General features: G+C 70.6%; 12 protein-coding genes. 3 read left to right on the top strand and 9 right to left on the bottom strand.

The window, feature by feature from the left end; translation table 11 throughout:
- Nucleotides 1-422: 422 nt before the first annotated feature.
- From SYYSPA8_RS32700 to thyX, 3 genes are all read right to left on the bottom strand, one after another.
- Entirely contained in the window at nt 423-2,108 is a 1,686-nt protein-coding gene (locus SYYSPA8_RS32700; protein ID WP_323451033.1) for a ribonuclease J, read from the bottom strand.
- 150 nt (nt 2,109-2,258) lie between these two features.
- A complete protein-coding gene (dapA, locus tag SYYSPA8_RS32695) occupies nt 2,259-3,158 on the bottom strand; it encodes a 4-hydroxy-tetrahydrodipicolinate synthase (protein ID WP_323451032.1) in 900 nt (299 codons plus the stop codon).
- A gap of 300 nt (nt 3,159-3,458) precedes the next feature.
- Nucleotides 3,459-4,199: an FAD-dependent thymidylate synthase gene (gene thyX / locus SYYSPA8_RS32690; protein WP_323451031.1), complete on the bottom strand. Its 741-nt coding sequence runs from the start codon at nt 4,197-4,199 to the stop codon at nt 3,459-3,461.
- A 197-nt stretch (nt 4,200-4,396) separates the two neighbouring features.
- On the opposite strand from thyX, the gene SYYSPA8_RS32685 reads away from it, so the two are divergent.
- Nucleotides 4,397-4,642, top strand: coding sequence for a hypothetical protein (locus tag SYYSPA8_RS32685; protein ID WP_323451030.1), 246 nt, complete (start codon nt 4,397-4,399; stop codon nt 4,640-4,642).
- 96 nt (nt 4,643-4,738) lie between these two features.
- Nucleotides 4,739-5,287: a hypothetical protein gene (locus tag SYYSPA8_RS32680; protein ID WP_323451029.1), complete on the top strand. Its 549-nt coding sequence runs from the start codon at nt 4,739-4,741 to the stop codon at nt 5,285-5,287.
- An 11-nt stretch (nt 5,288-5,298) separates the two neighbouring features.
- On the opposite strand, the gene SYYSPA8_RS32675 is transcribed toward SYYSPA8_RS32680, so the two are convergent.
- From SYYSPA8_RS32675 to eccD, 6 genes are all read right to left on the bottom strand, one after another.
- On the bottom strand, nt 5,299-5,748 hold the full coding sequence (locus SYYSPA8_RS32675) for a hypothetical protein (RefSeq protein WP_323451028.1): 450 nt from the start codon (nt 5,746-5,748) through the stop codon (nt 5,299-5,301).
- Between the two features lie 3 nt (nt 5,749-5,751).
- Nucleotides 5,752-6,504 (bottom strand): 4-hydroxy-tetrahydrodipicolinate reductase, encoded by a 753-nt coding sequence (gene dapB / locus SYYSPA8_RS32670; protein ID WP_323451027.1) that lies wholly within the window; start codon nt 6,502-6,504, stop codon nt 5,752-5,754.
- A 66-nt stretch (nt 6,505-6,570) separates the two neighbouring features.
- The gene (locus tag SYYSPA8_RS32665; protein WP_323451026.1) at nt 6,571-7,950 is read right to left on the bottom strand and encodes a M16 family metallopeptidase; all 1,380 of its coding nucleotides are present in this window, start codon (nt 7,948-7,950) and stop codon (nt 6,571-6,573) included.
- Nucleotides 7,947-10,163 carry a polyribonucleotide nucleotidyltransferase gene (locus tag SYYSPA8_RS32660; protein WP_323451025.1) on the bottom strand — a complete coding sequence of 739 codons (2,217 nt, stop codon included), beginning with the start codon at nt 10,161-10,163 and terminating at the stop codon, nt 7,947-7,949. Before SYYSPA8_RS32660 ends, SYYSPA8_RS32665 begins: the two co-directional genes overlap by 4 nt.
- A 396-nt stretch (nt 10,164-10,559) precedes the next feature.
- Nucleotides 10,560-10,850 carry a 30S ribosomal protein S15 gene (gene rpsO, locus SYYSPA8_RS32655; protein ID WP_006346214.1) on the bottom strand — a complete coding sequence of 97 codons (291 nt, stop codon included), beginning with the start codon at nt 10,848-10,850 and terminating at the stop codon, nt 10,560-10,562.
- A gap of 214 nt (nt 10,851-11,064) precedes the next feature.
- Nucleotides 11,065-12,594 carry a type VII secretion integral membrane protein EccD gene (eccD, locus tag SYYSPA8_RS32650; protein WP_407706132.1) on the bottom strand — a complete coding sequence of 510 codons (1,530 nt, stop codon included), beginning with the start codon at nt 12,592-12,594 and terminating at the stop codon, nt 11,065-11,067.
- A 373-nt stretch (nt 12,595-12,967) separates the two neighbouring features.
- Here eccD and eccCa point away from each other — a divergent pair, with 373 nt between their 5' ends.
- Nucleotides 12,968-16,936 (top strand): type VII secretion protein EccCa, encoded by a 3,969-nt coding sequence (eccCa, locus tag SYYSPA8_RS32645; RefSeq protein ID WP_323451023.1) that lies wholly within the window; start codon nt 12,968-12,970, stop codon nt 16,934-16,936.
- Nucleotides 16,937-17,099 lie beyond the last annotated feature (163 nt).

Here is a 17,099-nt window from a genome sequence, read left to right as displayed (position 1 = left end):
TGCTCCCGGACGGGGTATCAACATATCTGGCGTTGACTTTTGGCACGCTGTTGAGTTCTCAAGGAACGGACGCTTCCTTCGGTCCTGTTTCACCAGGCCCTCCGGGCGCTTCCCTTCGGTTTTTCTTTTTTCCTTCTTGCCTTTCGGCGTTTCCAACTCTACCAGATCCTTTTCCCGCCTCCCGGTCACCCGGGATTCGGACTTTCAGATCCGGCGGCCAGTTGGACTGGCCTTTCGCCTTTCGGCTGCTCCGACTTTATCAGAAGTTCTGAGTCGGAATTTCCCACCCGCTCGGTTCACTTGGTCCGGCGCGAGATTGCGTCGGGTTCCCCTTGGGCGGAGCCGTAAACCTACTGGGCCGAGCGCTCCGATGCAAATCGAGGCGCCCGGCCCAGGAAACACGACGTCAGAGCGTCGGGAGGTCAGACCTCGACCACGACCGGAAGGATCATGGGACGCCTGCGGTAGGTGTCCGACACCCACTTGCCCACCACGCGGCGGATCTGCTGCTGGAGCTGGTGGGGTTCGCCGACGCCGTCGGCGGCCGACTTGGCGAGGACTTCCTCGATCCGGGGCATGACTCCGTTGAAGTCGGAGTCGTCGATGCCGGAGCCGCGCGCCTGGAGGTGCGGGCCGCCGACGATCTTGCCGGTGGTGGAGTCGACCACCACGAAGATCGAGATGATGCCCTCGTCCCCGAGGATGCGGCGGTCCTTGAGCGATGCCTCGGTGACGTCGCCGACCGAGAGGCCGTCGACGTAGACATAGCCGGCCTGGACCTTGCCGACGATCCGGGCCTTGCCGTCCACCAGGTCGACCACGACGCCGTCCTCGGCGATGACGATGTGGTCCTTGGGGACCCCGGTCAGCGCGCCCAGCTCGGCGTTGGCCCGCAGATGGCGCCATTCGCCGTGCACCGGCATCAGGTTCTTCGGCTTGCAGATGTTGTAGAAGTACAGCAGCTCGCCGGCCGAGGCGTGGCCCGAGACATGGACCTTGGCGTTCCCCTTGTGCACCACATTGGCGCCCCAGCGGGTCAGGCCGTTGATCACGCGGTAGACCGCGTTCTCGTTGCCCGGGATGAGGGACGACGCCAGGATGACGGTGTCGCCCTGGACGATCCGGATCTGGTGGTCGCGGTTGGCCATCCGGGACAGCGCGGCCATCGGCTCGCCCTGGGACCCGGTGCAGACCAGCACGACCTGCTCGTCCGGGAGGTCGTCGAGGGTCTTGACGTCCACCACGAGCCCGGCGGGGACCCGCAGGTAGCCGAGGTCGCGGGCGATGCCCATGTTGCGGACCATCGAGCGGCCGACGAAGGCGACCCGGCGCCCGTACTCGTGGGCGGCGTCGAGGATCTGCTGGATCCGGTGGACATGGCTGGCGAAGCTGGCGACGATGATCCGCTTCTGGGCGCTCGCGAAGACCTGGCGCAGCACGTTGGAGATGTCGCGCTCCGGCGGGACGAAGCCGGGCACCTCCGCGTTGGTCGAGTCGGACAGCAGGAGGTCGATGCCCTCCTCGCTGAGCCGTGCGAAGGCGTGCAGGTCGGTGAGCCGGCCGTCCAGCGGCAGCTGGTCCATCTTGAAGTCGCCGGTGTGCACCACCATGCCCGCGGGGGTGCGGATGGCGACGGCCAGCGCGTCCGGGATGGAGTGGTTGACCGCGATGAACTCGCAGTCGAAGGGGCCGATCCGCTCCCGGTTCCCCTCGGAGACCTCCAGGGTGTAGGGGCGGATGCGGTGCTCCTGGAGCTTCGCCTCGATCAGGGCGAGGGTCAGCTTGGAGCCGATCAGCGGGATGTCGGGCTTCAGCCGGAGCAGATAGGGGACTCCGCCGATGTGGTCCTCGTGGCCGTGCGTGAGGACGATGCCCTCGATGTCGTCCAGCCGGTCCCTCAGGGTGGTGAAGTCCGGCAGGATGAGATCGATGCCGGGCTGCTCCTCCTCGGGGAAGAGGACGCCGCAGTCGACGATGAGCAGTCGGCCGTCGTATTCGAAGACCGTCATGTTGCGGCCGATCTCGCCGAGGCCGCCGAGCGGTGTGACGCGCAGACCGCCCTTCTGGAGCTTCGGGGGACGGCCGAGTTCTGGATGCGGATGACTCAAAAGACTCTCCTCACCACGTACGCCACGTACCGCGGGGGCACGTGGCGTACGTGACATTCGTGCACTTGCTGTTCGGTTCCTGTCCGGCGGATACCCGGCGGGCAGGGTCAGATATTCAGTTCATCGATTATTCAATTGTGAAGTTCGAGGTCAGAGCTGGATTCCGCCGGCGGAGAGGTCGATCCGCAGCTGGGCGGTCTCCTCCGGGGACAGCTCGATCAGCGGGAGCCGCAGCGGACCGGCGGGCAGGCCCTGGAGGGCGAGGGCCGCCTTGGTGGTCATCACGCCCTGGGTGCGGAACATGCCGGTGAAGACCGGGAGCAGCCGCTGGTGGATCTCCGTCGCCTTCTGCACATCGCCGCTGAGGTGGGCGTCGAGCAGGGCGCGCAGCTCCGGGGTGGCGACATGGCCGACGACGGAGACGAAGCCGGCCGCGCCGATGGAGAGCAGCGGGAGGTTGAGCATGTCGTCGCCGGAGTACCAGGCGAGGCCGGTGCGGGCGATGGCCCAGCCGGCCCGGCCCAGGTCGCCCTTGGCGTCCTTGTTGGCGACGATGCGGGGGTGCTCGGCGAGCCTGACCAGGGTCTCGGTGTCGATGGGGACGCCGCTGCGGCCGGGGATGTCGTACAGCATCACCGGCAGTGCGGTGGCGTCGGCGACGGCCGTGAAGTGGCGGCGCAGCCCCTCTTGCGGGGGCTTGTTGTAGTACGGGGTGACCACGAGCAGACCGTGTGCGCCGGCGCGCTCGGCGGCGCGGGCGAGTTCGACGGTGTGCCGGGTGTCGTTGGTGCCGACGCCCGCGACGACGTGGGCCCGGTCTCCGACGGCCTCCAGGACGGCCCGGACGAGCCGGTCTTTCTCCGCGTCGCTGGTGGTCGGTGACTCCCCGGTGGTGCCGTTGACGACGAGGCCGTCATTGCCGGCGTCCACCAGGTGGGTGGCGAGGCGCTGGGCGCCGTCGAGATCGAGTGCGCCGTCCGCCGTGAAGGGCGTGACCATCGCGGTGAGGACGCGCCCGAACGGGGTCTGCGGGGTGGAGATCGGAGCCATGGGTTACACGCTACTCGTTGCTCAGCACGCTGTGCCCCCTCCCGGACGTGACGTACGCGTCGCGGGGTGGGCTGATGCGGAGCCCGGCACTGCCTGCTCGGGGGTTCAAGCAGTGCCGGGTCCGTTTGATCAGCCTAGATGAACTTCATCAAATACCGCAATGCGGACACTTTGCGCCTCCGTGCTCCCGGTGGCGCTGGTTCCGGGCCGGTCGCCGGTCCGGTTTCCCCGCGCCGGGCGGTGGGCGGACCGTCGCCGCGGATCCGGCGGAATTCGGTGCTCCGGCAGTGCCGGGATGTCTCAGGGGGCGATACGGCCGTTCGCGTTGAAGGCGCTGTGGGTGAGCGGCATGAGCCGGGCCCACTCCTCCTCCATGCGCTCGCCGACCATCTCGATCTCCCGCTGCGGGAAGGACGGCACCTTCGCCAGCTCGTGCTGGGTGCGCAGGCCGAGGAAGTGCATCAGCGAGCGGGCGTTGCAGGTCGCGTACATGGAGGAGAAGAGCCCGACGGGCAGGACCGCGCGGGCCACCTCGCGGGCGATGCCGGCGGCCAGCATCTCCTGGTACGTCTCGTACGAACGCCGATAGGAGTCGATCATGGCGTCGGTGACGACCTTGTGCTGCTCGGGGCTGCCGTCGACGAAGACGTACTTCCCGGGGCGGCCCTCCTGGACCAGCTTGCGGTCCTGGGCGGGGACGTAGAACACCGGCTGAAGCTCCCGGTAGCGGCCCGACTCCTCGTTGTAGGACCAGCCGACGCGGTGCCGCATGAACTCGCGGAAGACAAAGATCGGCGCACTGATGAAGAAGGTCATCGAGTTGTGCTCGAAGGGGCTGCCGTGGCGGTCCCGCATCAGGTAGTTGATCAGCCCCTTGGAGCGCTCCGGATCCTTCTGGAGCTCTTCGAGGGACTGCTCACCTGCGGTGGAGACCCGGGCGGCCCACAGCACATCGCTGTCCGCCGCCGTGTGCTTGACCAGTTCCACGGTGATGTCGCCGCGGAACGTGGCGGTGGGGGTCTCGGTGGGTGTATCGGTCACCGGGTGGGTCCTTCCAGAGCTGAGCAGTCCGTCGACCACTCTATCGATTCGGTAGGAGAGGGCACCAAACCGGCGTTCCGTGCGTCTGTACGAGCAGAGGGTCCCGCTTCGTACGGGATCGCGGAGGCCGCCTGAGCCCTTCGCGGCCGTCGGCGCCCCGGGACCGTCAGGACCACCGAGTACGAGGAGAGTGCCCGATGTCCCCCCGGCGAGAAGCCGTCCCGTTCGCGTTCGTGTCCCGGACGGAGGCCGACAGTTTTTCCAGCAATGTCACTCCCCCGCCGCGCCGACGTCCCACGCTGCCCCAGCTGACGGGTCGTACGCTGATCGGGCTCACCGTCGTGGCCGGGCTGGTCGGCTCTCTGCTCCTCGGGATGCCCGCCCTGGATTCCGCCCCGGCGCGGGGCAAGGTCCAGCAGTCCGAGGCGACCGAGCGCCGCTGAACCGGTAGGCCCCCTGGGGTGGTCGGCCGGGAACCGCCTCGGTAGCCTCACCCGTCACAGCAACCGATCGAGTGTGCTGGTGAGTGAGGATCCGTCGTGCCCCTGCCCTTTCTGACGGCCGACCGTGCGTTTGACGCGAACGAAGACGTCGCCCTGCCCTTCGACGATCACGACCAGTGGCGCAGGCCCTACCGGCCGGGACCCTGGCGGGTCGGAACGGGTGCCGTGCTGCTGCTGTTCGCCTCGTTCGTCCTGCTCGCCGCGATGATCATCGTATTCGCGGGGGCGCTCTCCGGGGCGCTGGTCTGCCTGCTCCTGGGTCTTGCCGTGATCGCGGCGGCGCTGCGGCTGCTGCGGATGGGCGTCTGGGTGAGCCGTCACGGGCTGCGCCGGGTCGGCTTCCTGCGCACCTCGACGGTGGCGTGGAACCGGATCTCGTCGGTGCGCACCGCCCAGCAGCCGGTGCGCTGGCTGGGCCTGCCCCGCACGGTGCAGGGGCAGGCGCTGCTCCTCGTACGCCAGGGGCCCGGTGAGCCGATCGCGCTGCTGACCGACCACAACGCCGACTTCCTCGGCCGGGTGGAGGCCTTCGACCGGGCCGCGGACACGGTGGAGGCGTGGGGCTCCCAGTACCGCCCCTCCTGAGCCGGCGCGGGTCAGACCTGGCGGGCGCCTTCCCGGAGGGTGATCGCGCGCTGCATCGCCTTCCGGGCCCGGGGGGTGTCCCGGGCGTCGTGGTAGGCGACCGCGAGCCGGAACCAGCAGCGCCAGTCGTCGGGGGACGCCTCGGTCTCCGCCTTGCGGACCGCGAAGGCCGCGTCCGCCGCGTCCCGGTCGATCCGGCCGCTCGGGGTCCGGGCGAGGTCGTCGACGGGCAGCCCGCCCTCGGCCTCCAGTTCGGCCGCGAGCCGGTTGGCCCGGGTGACGAACTGGGTGTTCTTCCAGAGGAACCAGACCCCGATCACCGGCAGGACCAGCACCGCGATCCCGAAGGCGACGGTCAGCAGGGTGCCCTGCTGGATGAGCATGACGCCACGGCTGCCGACCAGGACGAAGTAGACGGCGAGGACGGCGGCCGTGACCAGGTAGATGATTTTCGCGCGCATCGGTCAGCCGAGGTCGAGGAAGTGTTCCAGGCCGAAGGTCAGGCCGGGGGTGTCCACCACACGGCGGACCCCCAGCAGGACACCTGGCATGAAGCTGCTGTGGTGCAGCGAGTCGTGGCGGATGGTGAGGGTCTCGCCCTCGGTGCCGAGCAGGACCTCCTGATGGGCCAGGAGACCGCGCAGCCGTACGGAGTGCACGGGCACACCGTCGACATCCGCGCCGCGTGCCCCGTCCAGGGTGGTGACGGTGGCGTCGGGCTGCGGCGGGCTGCCCGCCGCCTCGCGGGCCGCCGCGATCAGCTGGGCGGTCCGGGTCGCGGTGCCGCTGGGGGCGTCCGCCTTGTTCGGGTGGTGCAGCTCCACCACCTCGACGGACTCGAACCAGCGGGCGGCCTGCTGGGCGAAGGCCATGGTCAGGACGGCGCCGATGGAGAAGTTCGGGGCGATGAGCACCCCGGTCGCGGGCGAGGCCGCGAGCGCGGACCGCAGCCGGGCGAGGCGGTCGTCGTTCCAGCCGGTGGTGCCGACGACGGAGTGGATGCCCTGGCCGACGCAGTACTCCACGTTGGCCATCACCGAGTCGGGGTGGGTCAGCTCGACGGCGACCTGGGCCCCGGTCTCGGCCAGGGTCTCCAGCCGGTCGCCCCGGCCGAGGGCCGCGACCAGTTCCAGGTCGTCGGCGGCCGCCACGGCCCGTACCGCCTCGGAGCCGATACGGCCCTGGGCGCCGATGACCGCCACGCGCAACTTGCTCATCAGTCCTGTCCTTACAGAGGTGGGAACTCTCGGGGACCCCGGGGGCCGCCGGGGCCCCCGGGGGTGTCAGGAGACCGTCTCGTGGAGCCGGTCCGCCTGGCGGTCCTTGAGCGGGCCGATCACCGCGAGCGAGGGACGGTGGCCGAGGATCTCGCCCGCGACCTCCCTGACCTCGTCGGGGGTGACGGCCGCGATCCGGGCGAGCATGTCGTCCACGGACATCTGCGCCCCCCAGCACAGCTCGCTCTTGCCGATACGGTTCATCAGCGCGCCGGTGTCCTCCAGGCCGAGCACCGTGGACCCGGAGAGCTGGCCGATGGCACGGCCGATCTCGTCGTCGTCGAGCCCCTCGGCCGCGACCCGGTCCAGTTCGTCCCGGCAGATCTTGAGGACGTCGTGGACCTGGTTGGGGCGGCAGCCCGCGTAGACGCCGAAGAGGCCGCAGTCGGCGAAGCCCGAGGTGTACGAGTACACGCTGTAGGCGAGGCCGCGCTTCTCCCGGACCTCCTGGAAGAGCCGGGAGGACATGCCGCCGCCGAGAGCGGTGTTCAGCACGCCCAGCGCCCAGCGCCGCTCGTCGGTACGGGCGAGACCGGGCATGCCGAGGACCACATGGGCCTGCTCGGTCCTGCGGCCCATCAGCTCGACCCGGCCCGCGGTGCGCACGGTCCGCAGACCGTCCCGGGGCTCCAGCGGGGTGGCGTCGGTACGGGTGAGGGCGCCGGCCTTCTCGAAGGCGCGGCGGACCTGCCGTACGACGGTGGCGTGGTCGACGTTGCCCGCCGCCGCCACGACCAGGTGGGTCGGGTCGTAGTGCTTCTTGTAGAAGCGCCGGATCCGGTCCGCGGTGAGGGCGTTGACCGTGTCGACGGTGCCGAGGACCGGACGGCCCAGCGGGGTGTCGCCGAACATGGTCTGCGCGAAGAGATCGTGCACGCAGTCACCGGGGTCGTCCTCGGTCATCGCGATCTCCTCAAGGATCACGCCGCGCTCGGCGTCGACGTCCTCCTGGAGGATCAGCGAACCCGTGAGCATGTCGCAGACCACATCGATGGCGAGCGGCAGATCGGTGTCGAGGACCCGGGCGTAGTAGCAGGTGTACTCCTTCGCCGTGAAGGCGTTCATCTCGCCGCCGACCGCGTCGAGGGCGGAGGAGATGTCGAGGGCCGAGCGGCGCTCGGTGCCCTTGAAGAGGAGGTGCTCCAGATAGTGGGTCGCGCCGTTCAGGGACGGGGTCTCGTCCCGGGAGCCGACGTGGGCCCAGATGCCGAAGGTGGCGGAGCGTACGGAGGGCAGGGTCTCGGTCACCACGCGCAGACCACCGGGGAGGGTGGTGCGGCGGACGGTACCGATGCCGTCATGCCCCTGGAGAAGGGTTTGGGTACGGGCGACGGCCCGCGCCTGGGAAGAGGCGCGGGCCGTCGCTCGGGAACTACGCGACGTCACTTGGCGGTGTCGTCCTTCTGGTCCTCGTTCTCCTCGCCCTCGACCACGGGGATCAGGGAGAGCTTGCCACGGGAGTCGATCTCGGCGATCTCGACCTGGACCTTGGCGCCGACGGCGAGGACGTCCTCGACGTTCTCGACGCGCTTGCCGCCGGCCAGCTTGCGGATCTGCGAGATGTGCAGCAGGCCGTCCTTGCCCGGGAGCAGGGAGACGAAGGCACCGAAGGTGGTGGTCTTGACGACCGTACCCAGGTAGCGCTCGCCGACCTCCGGCATGGTCGGGTTGGCGATGCTGTTGATCGTGGCGCGGGCGGCCTCGGCGGCCGGGCCGTCGGCGGCACCGATGTAGATGGTGCCGTCGTCCTCGATCGTGATCTCGGCGCCGGTGTCCTCCTGGATCTGGTTGATCATCTTGCCCTTGGGGCCGATGACCTCACCGATCTTGTCCACGGGGATCTTCACGGTGATGATCCGCGGGGCGTTGGGGGACATCTCGTCCGGGGTGTCGATCGCTTCCATCATCACGTCGAGGATGTGGAGGCGGGCGTCACGGGCCTGCTTGAGGGCGGCGGCCAGGACGGAGGCCGGGATGCCGTCGAGCTTGGTGTCGAGCTGGAGCGCGGTGACGAACTCCTTGGTGCCGGCGACCTTGAAGTCCATGTCGCCGAAGGCGTCCTCCGCACCGAGGATGTCGGTGAGGGCGACGTAGTGCGTCTGGCCGTCGATCTCCTGCGAGATCAGACCCATGGCGATACCGGCGACGGGGGCCTTCAGCGGCACACCGGCGTTCAGCAGCGACATCGTGGACGCGCAGACCGAGCCCATCGAGGTGGAGCCGTTGGAGCCCAGCGCCTCGGAGACCTGGCGGATCGCGTACGGGAACTCCTCGCGCGTCGGCAGCACCGGCACGATGGCGCGCTCGGCGAGCGCTCCGTGGCCGATCTCGCGGCGCTTGGGCGAGCCCACGCGGCCGGTCTCACCGACGGAGTACGGCGGGAAGTTGTAGTTGTGCATGTAGCGCTTGCGGGTCACCGGGGAGAGGGTGTCCAGCTGCTGCTCCATGCGGAGCATGTTGAGGGTGGTGACGCCCAGGATCTGGGTCTCGCCACGCTCGAAGAGGGCGGAGCCGTGCACGCGCGGGATCGCCTCGACCTCGGCGGCCAGGGTGCGGATGTCCGTGATGCCGCGGCCGTCGATGCGGACCTTGTCCTTGATGACGCGCTCGCGCACCAGGGACTTGGTCAGGGAGCGGTAGGCCGCGGAGATCTCCTTCTCGCGACCTTCGAACTGCGGGAGCAGCTTCTCGGCGGCGACGGCCTTGATGCGGTCCAGCTCGTTCTCGCGGTCCTGCTTGCCGGCGATGGTGAGCGCCTGGGCCAGCTCGTCCTTGACGGCGGCGGAGAGCGCCTGGAGGACGTCGTCCTGGTAGTCGAGGAAGACCGGGAACTCGCCCTCGGGCTTGGCGGCCTTCGCGGCCAGGTCGGCCTGGGCCTTGCAGAGGACCTTGATGAAGGGCTTCGCGGCGTCCAGACCGGCGGCGACGATCTCCTCGGTGGGAGCCTCGGCGCCGTCCTTGACCAGCTGGATGGTCTTCTCGGTGGCCTCGGCCTCGACCATCATGATCGCGACGTCGCCGTCGTCCAGGACACGGCCGGCGACGACCATGTCGAAGACGGCGTCCTCCAGCTCGCTGTGGGTCGGGAAGGCGACCCACTGGCCCTTGATCAGCGCGACGCGGACGCCGCCGATCGGGCCGGAGAAGGGCAGGCCGGCCAGCTGCGTCGAGGCCGAGGCGGCGTTGATCGCCACGACGTCGTACAGGTGGTCGGGGTTGAGCGCCATGATCGTGGCGACGACCTGGATCTCGTTGCGCAGGCCCTTCTTGAAGGAGGGGCGCAGCGGGCGGTCGATCAGCCGGCAGGTGAGGATGGCGTCCTCGGAGGGACGGCCCTCACGGCGGAAGAAGGAACCGGGGATCTTCCCGGCCGCGTACATCCGCTCCTCGACGTCGACCGTGAGGGGGAAGAAGTCCAGCTGGTCCTTGGGCTTCTTGGACGCGGTGGTGGCCGACAGCACCATGGTGTCGTCGTCCAGGTACGCCACGGCGGCGCCGGCGGCCTGCTTGGCCAGGCGGCCCGTCTCGAAGCGGATGGTGCGGGTGCCGAAGGAGCCGTTGTCGATGACGGCCTCGGCGTAGTGGGTCTCGTTCTCCACTAGTGTTTTCTCCGTTACGTTGCGTCTTTGTGTCCCGCGCCCGTGTGGCGGGGACCTGCGGAGAAGCTCTCGTACTGGGCCGGTCTTCGATCGAAGCACCCGGGGTTCGTCGCTCCGGGGGCCACTACCGAGGACCGGCGGCGGCGAGTCGGCTTCTCAGGTCTTTGGTGGATCTGTCGTCACGTCGTGCTGACGTCGTGACGTCACATACTGACGTCGTGCTGCGACCAGACTAATTGGCGTCCGGCGGCTCGCGCACGTACAGCGCGTCACGCAGGTACAGCGTGTACGGGTTGTACATGGCGGGGGCGGGCCCGCACCGGTGGCGCGGGCCGGGGGGAACAACAGCAAAAGGGAGCGGCCCCCGGGGGTGGGAACCGCTCCCTTCACGGCGTCTTACTTGGCGCCGCCGGCCGCACCACGGCGGATGCCGAGGCGGTCGACCAGCGTACGGAAGCGCTGGATGTCCTTCTTGGCCAGGTACTGGAGAAGGCGGCGGCGCTGGCCGACGAGGATCAGCAGACCACGGCGGGAGTGGTGGTCGTGCTTGTGGGTCTTGAGGTGCTCGGTCAGGTCCGAGATCCGGCGCGACAGCATCGCGACCTGGACCTCGGGGGAGCCCGTGTCGCCCTCCTTGGTGCCGAACTCGGCCATGATCTGCTTCTTCGTGGCGGCGTCGAGAGACACGCGTACTCCTTTTGGGTGTTCGAAGCGCCCACGAGTGCCCCTGGTCTTGATCTCAGGTGGCTTCCATCACTCGGAGGCGAAGGTCCGATGAGCGCAGATCCCAGAAGATCCGGGAGCGCGTACACAAACGGCCGTCACACAGCGTACCAGCCCGCCGGGCGGGCGCGTGTCGGCGCCGGTCAGGAGGTCGGTCAGGAGGTCGGTCAGGGGTCGGTCAGGAGGTCGTGGCCCGGATGGCGTGGTAGACGTCGAAGACCGCGAGGGTCAGCGGGATCAGGGTGAGCAGGACGCAGGTCTCGGCGATCTCCAGGAAGCGGCCCCAGAAGGGGGTGACGCCGGTGCGCGGGACGATCAGCCCGATCGCGGTGATCAGCGCGGCGACGCCCGCGACGGCGGCGGCGAGCCAGATCGTCCGCAGGTCGAGCGCGGAGCTGTCGCCGCGCAGGGCCTCGCGCATGATCCCGGCGGGCGGTTCGAGCGCGAGCCCGAGGCCGAGCAGGACGAGCGCGGCGAGGCCTGCGGCGAGCGCGCAGCCGACCTGGGCGGTGTAGCGGAAGAGGTGGGCCCGCATCAGCATGGCGACGCCGGTGGCGAGGGCCAGGAGGAGGCCCCAGAGGTGGTCGGAGAAGCCGAGGACGGCGGCGGAGCCGACGGCGACCAGGGCGCAGCCGCCGACGAGGCCGACGAGGAGTTCGTGGCCACGGCGGGCGCGGGCGGCGATCCGCTCGGCGTCGACGGGTCCGGGGGTCTCGGCGTCGGCGTCGTAGCCGCTGCCGATGGCGGTGCGGGGCGGGTCGAAGCCGATGGGGAGGCGGGCGAAGCGGGTGGCGAGGCCGGGGAGGAAGGCGAGGGTGCCCACGGCGAGGGGCGCGCAGACGGCGGCGGTCTCGATGGGCTCCAGCCGGAACCAGATGGCGGCGAAGGTGGCCAGCGCACCGATGGCGGAGGCGAGGACGAAGGCGACGAAGGGGCCGTCGCCGCTGGGCGAGACGATGGTGAGGATCACCGCGACGACCAGGACGGCGGCGCAGGCGAGCAGGAAGTGGAGCCGTCCGATGCCCTGTCCGTCGGCGGGCGGCAGCAGTCCGGAGCCGGCGACGGCGGCGTTGGCCATGGCGCCGATGCCGAGGGCGACCGCGGAGGCGCGGTCGTCGTAGACGCGGGCGCGCACGCAGGCGAGGGCGAGCAGCAGCACGGCGGCGACGGCGGCCAGGATGCCCTGGAGGCCGTGCATGTCGTGGCGGGGCTCGGAGTGCCAGAGGACGAAGCCCAGAAGGACCAGGAGCACCGAGCCGGCGAGGAGTCCGGCACCGCGCATCAGGGCGTCGCTCCACAGGCTGCGGTCGCGGGCGACGGCGGTGGCGACGGCGTCGGTGACGTCGTCGAAGACGGCGGGCGGGAGGGATTCGGCGAAGGGGCGCAGGGAGAGGAGTTCGCCGTCGGGTATCCGCTGGGCGGCGAGGGAGCGGGCGCTGTCGAGGACGGTGCCGTCGCGGCGGACGAGGTGGTAGCCGACGGGGGCGCCGGGGGTGGGGCTCTGTCCGGAGAGCCGCAGGATCTCCGGGTGGAGGTCGGCGACGGCGATGTCCTCGGGGAGGGCGACGTCGACGCGGCCGTCGGGGGCGACGACGGTGACGCGGCAGAAGCCGGTCGCGCTGGCCGACGGGGCCGTCTGGCCCGGCTGGCCGGTTCCGCCGGCCGTTCCTCGCGCTGTCGCTGAGGCCGTCATGCTCACCTGCTGCATCCCCTCGTGATCAGTGATCAGTGGTCAGTAGTGGGTGTGGTCGGTGATCGTCGTCGTCGCGGGTGGCGGGTCCGGGCGGTCCCGGGCCGGGGGCCTGCGGGCTCCCGGTGCACGGTACTTGTCGGCCGGTCCTGCGGCGCGGCCGTGGCCGTGACCGTGGCCGTCGCCATGACCGGGACCGATGGGGGCGTACGGGGCGGTTCGCCGGCCCTGTCCGTGTCCGCGCCCGCCCGGCGCTCCGCGAACAACGCGTCACCCTACCGCCCGTGCGCGGGGCGTGCCGCAAGTAGGATCCGTCCCCGCGGACGGATCCGTCGCCACGGGGGCGCCGATAGGAACATTTTCCCGTCCGGCAAGGGAACTGGGTGAGCTGGTGAGTCAGATCGTCGTCAAGCGCCCGCCACGGGCGCTGCCCGCTGAGGTGCCCAGCGAGCAGATGCGCTTGCAACCCCCTCCCGAACTGCCGCGCGGGCAGCAGGAGGGCGCGCTGATGCAGCTGCTGCCGATGCTGGGCATGGGCGGCTCGGTGGTCTTCTTCTTCATCACGCCGAATCCCGTGATGCGGATCATGGGCATGATCATGATCGCGTCGACGGTCGCCATGGCGATCGCGATGCTGGTCCGCTACCGGCGGGGGACACAGGGCGAACTCGCCGATCTGCGCCGGGACTATCTCAAGTACCTGACGCAGACCCGCAAGGGGGTGCTGCGGACCGCGCGGCTCCAGCGGGACTCCGCCTACTATCTGCACCCCTCGCCGGAGCAGTTGTGGGCACTGGTGGCGGAAGGCAGCCGGCTGTGGGAACGGCGGGTGGGCGACGGCGACTTCGCGCAGGTGCGGATCGGTCTGGGCAGCCAGCGGCTGGCCACCGAGCTGATAGCGCCGGAGACCGCTCCGGTGGACGAGCTGGAGCCGCTGACGGCGGGCGCGATGCGGCAGTTCCTCACCGCGCACAGCACGGTGGAGGGGCTGCCGCTGGCGGTGTCGCTGCGGGCGTTCTACCACCTGACGGTGAGCGGTGAGGCCGAGTCGGTGCGTTCCACGGCCCGGGCGATGGTGGGCTCGCTCGCGGCGCTCCACTCCCCCGAGGACCTGGTGATCGCGGTGGCCGCCGGGCCGGACGCGGCGGAGCACTGGGAGTGGACGAAGTGGCTGCCGCACACGCAGGCCCCGGGCCCGGGTGACGGCGCCGGCAGCCGCAGGCTGATCACCACCGACGCGCGGGAGCTGGACGAGTTGCTGGCGGCCCGGCTGGAGGGCCGGCCCCGGTTCCACGGCGGCGGGCATCCGCTGCTGGACCAGCCGCATGTGGTGGTCGTGCTGGACGGGCAGTCGGTGCCGGGCGGTTCGGTGCTGGCGGCGGCGGAGGGCCTCCAGGGGGTGACGGTCGTCGAGGTGCTGCCCGGCGAGGTCATGGGCCCGCTCGGCGGACTGTCGGTCCGGGTCACCCCGGACACGCTGCGGCTGGAGTCGGGGCACGGCATGGTCTACGACGGGGTCCCGGACCGGCTGAGCCCGGCCGCCGCCGAGGCCCTGGCGCGGCAGCTCGCGCCGCTGCGCGTGGGCACGGGCGGCGACGACGACCAGCCGCTGCTGGCGAACCTGGACTTCACGGATCTGCTGAACCTCGGCGACGCGGCCTCCGTCGACGTCGCCCGCACCTGGCGGCCGAGGTCGCAGTCGGAGCGGCTGCGGGTGCCCATCGGTGTCGGCGAGGACGGCACCCCGGTCATGCTCGACCTCAAGGAGGCGGCGCAGGAGGGCATGGGCCCGCACGGGCTGTGCGTGGGCGCGACCGGTTCCGGCAAGTCGGAGCTGCTGCGGACGCTGGTGCTGGGGCTCGCGGTCACCCACTCGTCGGAGACCTTGAACTTTGTCCTCGCGGACTTCAAGGGCGGCGCCACCTTCGCCGGTATGTCGCACATGCCCCATGTGGCGGCGGTCATCACCAACCTCGCGGACGATCTGACGCTGGTGGACCGGATGGGCGACTCCATCCGGGGCGAGCTGAACCGCCGTCAGGAGATGCTGCGGGACGCGGGCAACTACGCCAACATCCACGACTACGAGAAGGCGCGCGCGGCCGGGGCCCCGCTCCAGCCGGTGCCCTCGCTGGTGCTGGTCATCGACGAGTTCAGCGAGCTGCTGACCGCGAAGCCCGACTTCATCGAGATGTTCGTGCAGATCGGCCGGATCGGCCGGTCGCTGGGCGTCCATCTGCTGCTGGCGTCGCAGCGTCTGGAGGAGGGCCGGCTGCGGGGCCTGGAGACCTATCTGTCGTACCGGGTGGGTCTGCGGACCTTCTCGGCGGCGGAGTCCCGGGCCGCGCTGGGCGTGCCGGACGCGTACACCCTCCCGAACGTGCCCGGCTCGGGCTATCTGAAGTACGGCACCGACGAGATGGTCCGGTTCAAGGCCGCGTACGTCTCCGGTGTCTACCGCACCGGCGGGCAGCGGGTCGCACCGGGCGGGCCGCTGCCGGTGGACCGCCGGCCGGTGGTGTTCACGGCGGCCCCGGTGCCGGTGCGGTACGTCCGCCCGGCGGCGGCGCAGGCCGTACCGGACGCACGTCCCTCCGAGGACGACGCGCTGGCCGACTCCGTCCTGGACGTGATCGTCCGGCGGCTGGAGGGGCGCGGCGCGGAAGCCCACCAGGTGTGGCTGCCGCCCCTCGACAACCCGCCCGCGCTGGACGAACTGCTGCCCGGGCTGACGGGAGTGGAGGGCCGGGGCCTGACCCTCCCCGGCTACGAGGGCGCCGGCCGGCTCGTCGTCCCGCTGGGCGTCGTGGACAAGCCCTTCGAGCAGCGAAGGGACACCCTGTACCGGGACTTCTCCGGCGCGGCGGGCCATATGCAGATCGTCGGCGGCCCGCAGTCGGGCAAGTCGACGCTGCTGCGGACCCTGGTGGCGGGCTTCGCCCTGACCCACACCCCCCGCGAGGTGCAGTTCTACGCACTGGACTTCGGCGGCGGCGGTCTGTCGGCGATCGCCGCCCTGCCGCACGTCGGCGGGGTGGCCTCCCGGCTCGACCCCGAGCGGGTCCGGCGCACGGTCGCCGAGGTGTACGGGGTCCTGACCCGGCGCGAGGAGTACTTCCGCACCTCGGGCGTCGACTCCATCGCCACGTACCGCCGGCTGCGGGCGCGCGGCGAGATCTCCGTCCAGGAGCAGCCGTTCGGCGATGTGTTCCTGCTGATCGACGGCTGGGGCGGCTTCCGTACGGAGTACGAGGGCCTGGAGCCCCTGGTGCTGGACATCGCCTCGCGCGGCCTCGGCTACGGCATCCACCTGGTGCTCACGGCCTCGCGTTCGATGGAGGTCCGGGCCAACCTCAAGGACCATCTGATGAACCGGCTCGAACTGCGGCTCGGTGACACGATGGACTCGGAGCTGGACCGCAAGGCCGCCGTCAACGTGCCGCAGAACGTGCCGGGGCGCGGTCTGACACCGGAGAAGCTGCACTTCATGGCGGCGGTGCCGCGGATCGACGGGATCAGCTCCGGCAACGAGCTGTCCGAGGCGACGACCGCGATGAACCAGGAAGTGGCCCGGCACTGGCCGGAGCACGGCGCCCCGAAGGTCCGGCTGCTGCCGCGCGAACTGCCCGCCGGGAACCTGCCGGCGGGGATGGCGGCCCCCGACCGCGGGGTCGCCTTCGCCATCGACGAGAACAACCTGGAACCGGTCTTCGTCAACTTCGAACGCGATCCGTTCCTGCTGGTCTTCGGCGACAGCGAGGCGGGCAAGTCGAACCTGCTGCGGCTGCTCATCAAGCAGCTGAGCGAGCGGTACGACGGGAACTCCTGCAAGTTCTTCGTCATCGACAACCGGCGGGCGCTGCTGGACGTCACCCCGCCCTCGCACCTGGCCGAGTACGTCCCCATGTCGAACGCCATGGACCACCACGTCGACGCGCTGCTGGACCTGATGCAGCGCCGTACGCCGTCGGCCGACGTGACCGCGCAGCAGTTGCGGGACCGCAGCTGGTGGCGCGGACCGTCGGTGTTCGTCGTGGTCGACGACTACGACCTGGTGTCCACGTCGAGCGGCAACCCGCTGAACAAGCTGACGGAGCTGCTGCCCTTCGCCCGGGACGTGGGTGTCCGGTTCATCATCGCCCGCAGTTCGGCGGGGGCGAGCAGGGCGGGGTACGAGTCCTTCCTCCAGCGGATGATGGAACTCGGCGCGCAGGGCGTGCTGCTCTCCGGCGACCCGATGGAGGGCGATGTCCTGGGCGGCGTCCGGATGCGGCCGATGCCGCCGGGCCGGGGCGTCTTCGTCTCCCGGCAGCGGGGCAATCCGCTGGTGCAGACGGGGCTGATGCCTCCGGTGCAGTGAGCGTCACCGGTCCGGGGGCCCGTCGGACGGCGGGTCCCCGGACCGGCTCCACGGGCCGGCTCCCCGGACCGGTGACGGCGGGTGGGCATCTCCCGCGCATGCCCACGCGCATGCCCGCCCCGGGGAACCGGCCCGTGGGCCGATGGCGATGGCGAAGCCGGGG

Origin of the sequence: Streptomyces yaizuensis, assembly GCF_034961445.1 — a bacterium.
In the GTDB taxonomy this organism is placed as follows: domain Bacteria; phylum Actinomycetota; class Actinomycetes; order Streptomycetales; family Streptomycetaceae; genus Streptomyces; species Streptomyces yaizuensis.
Note: the sequence above shows the minus strand (reverse complement) of the source record. Positions and strands in the feature narration are given on the sequence as shown.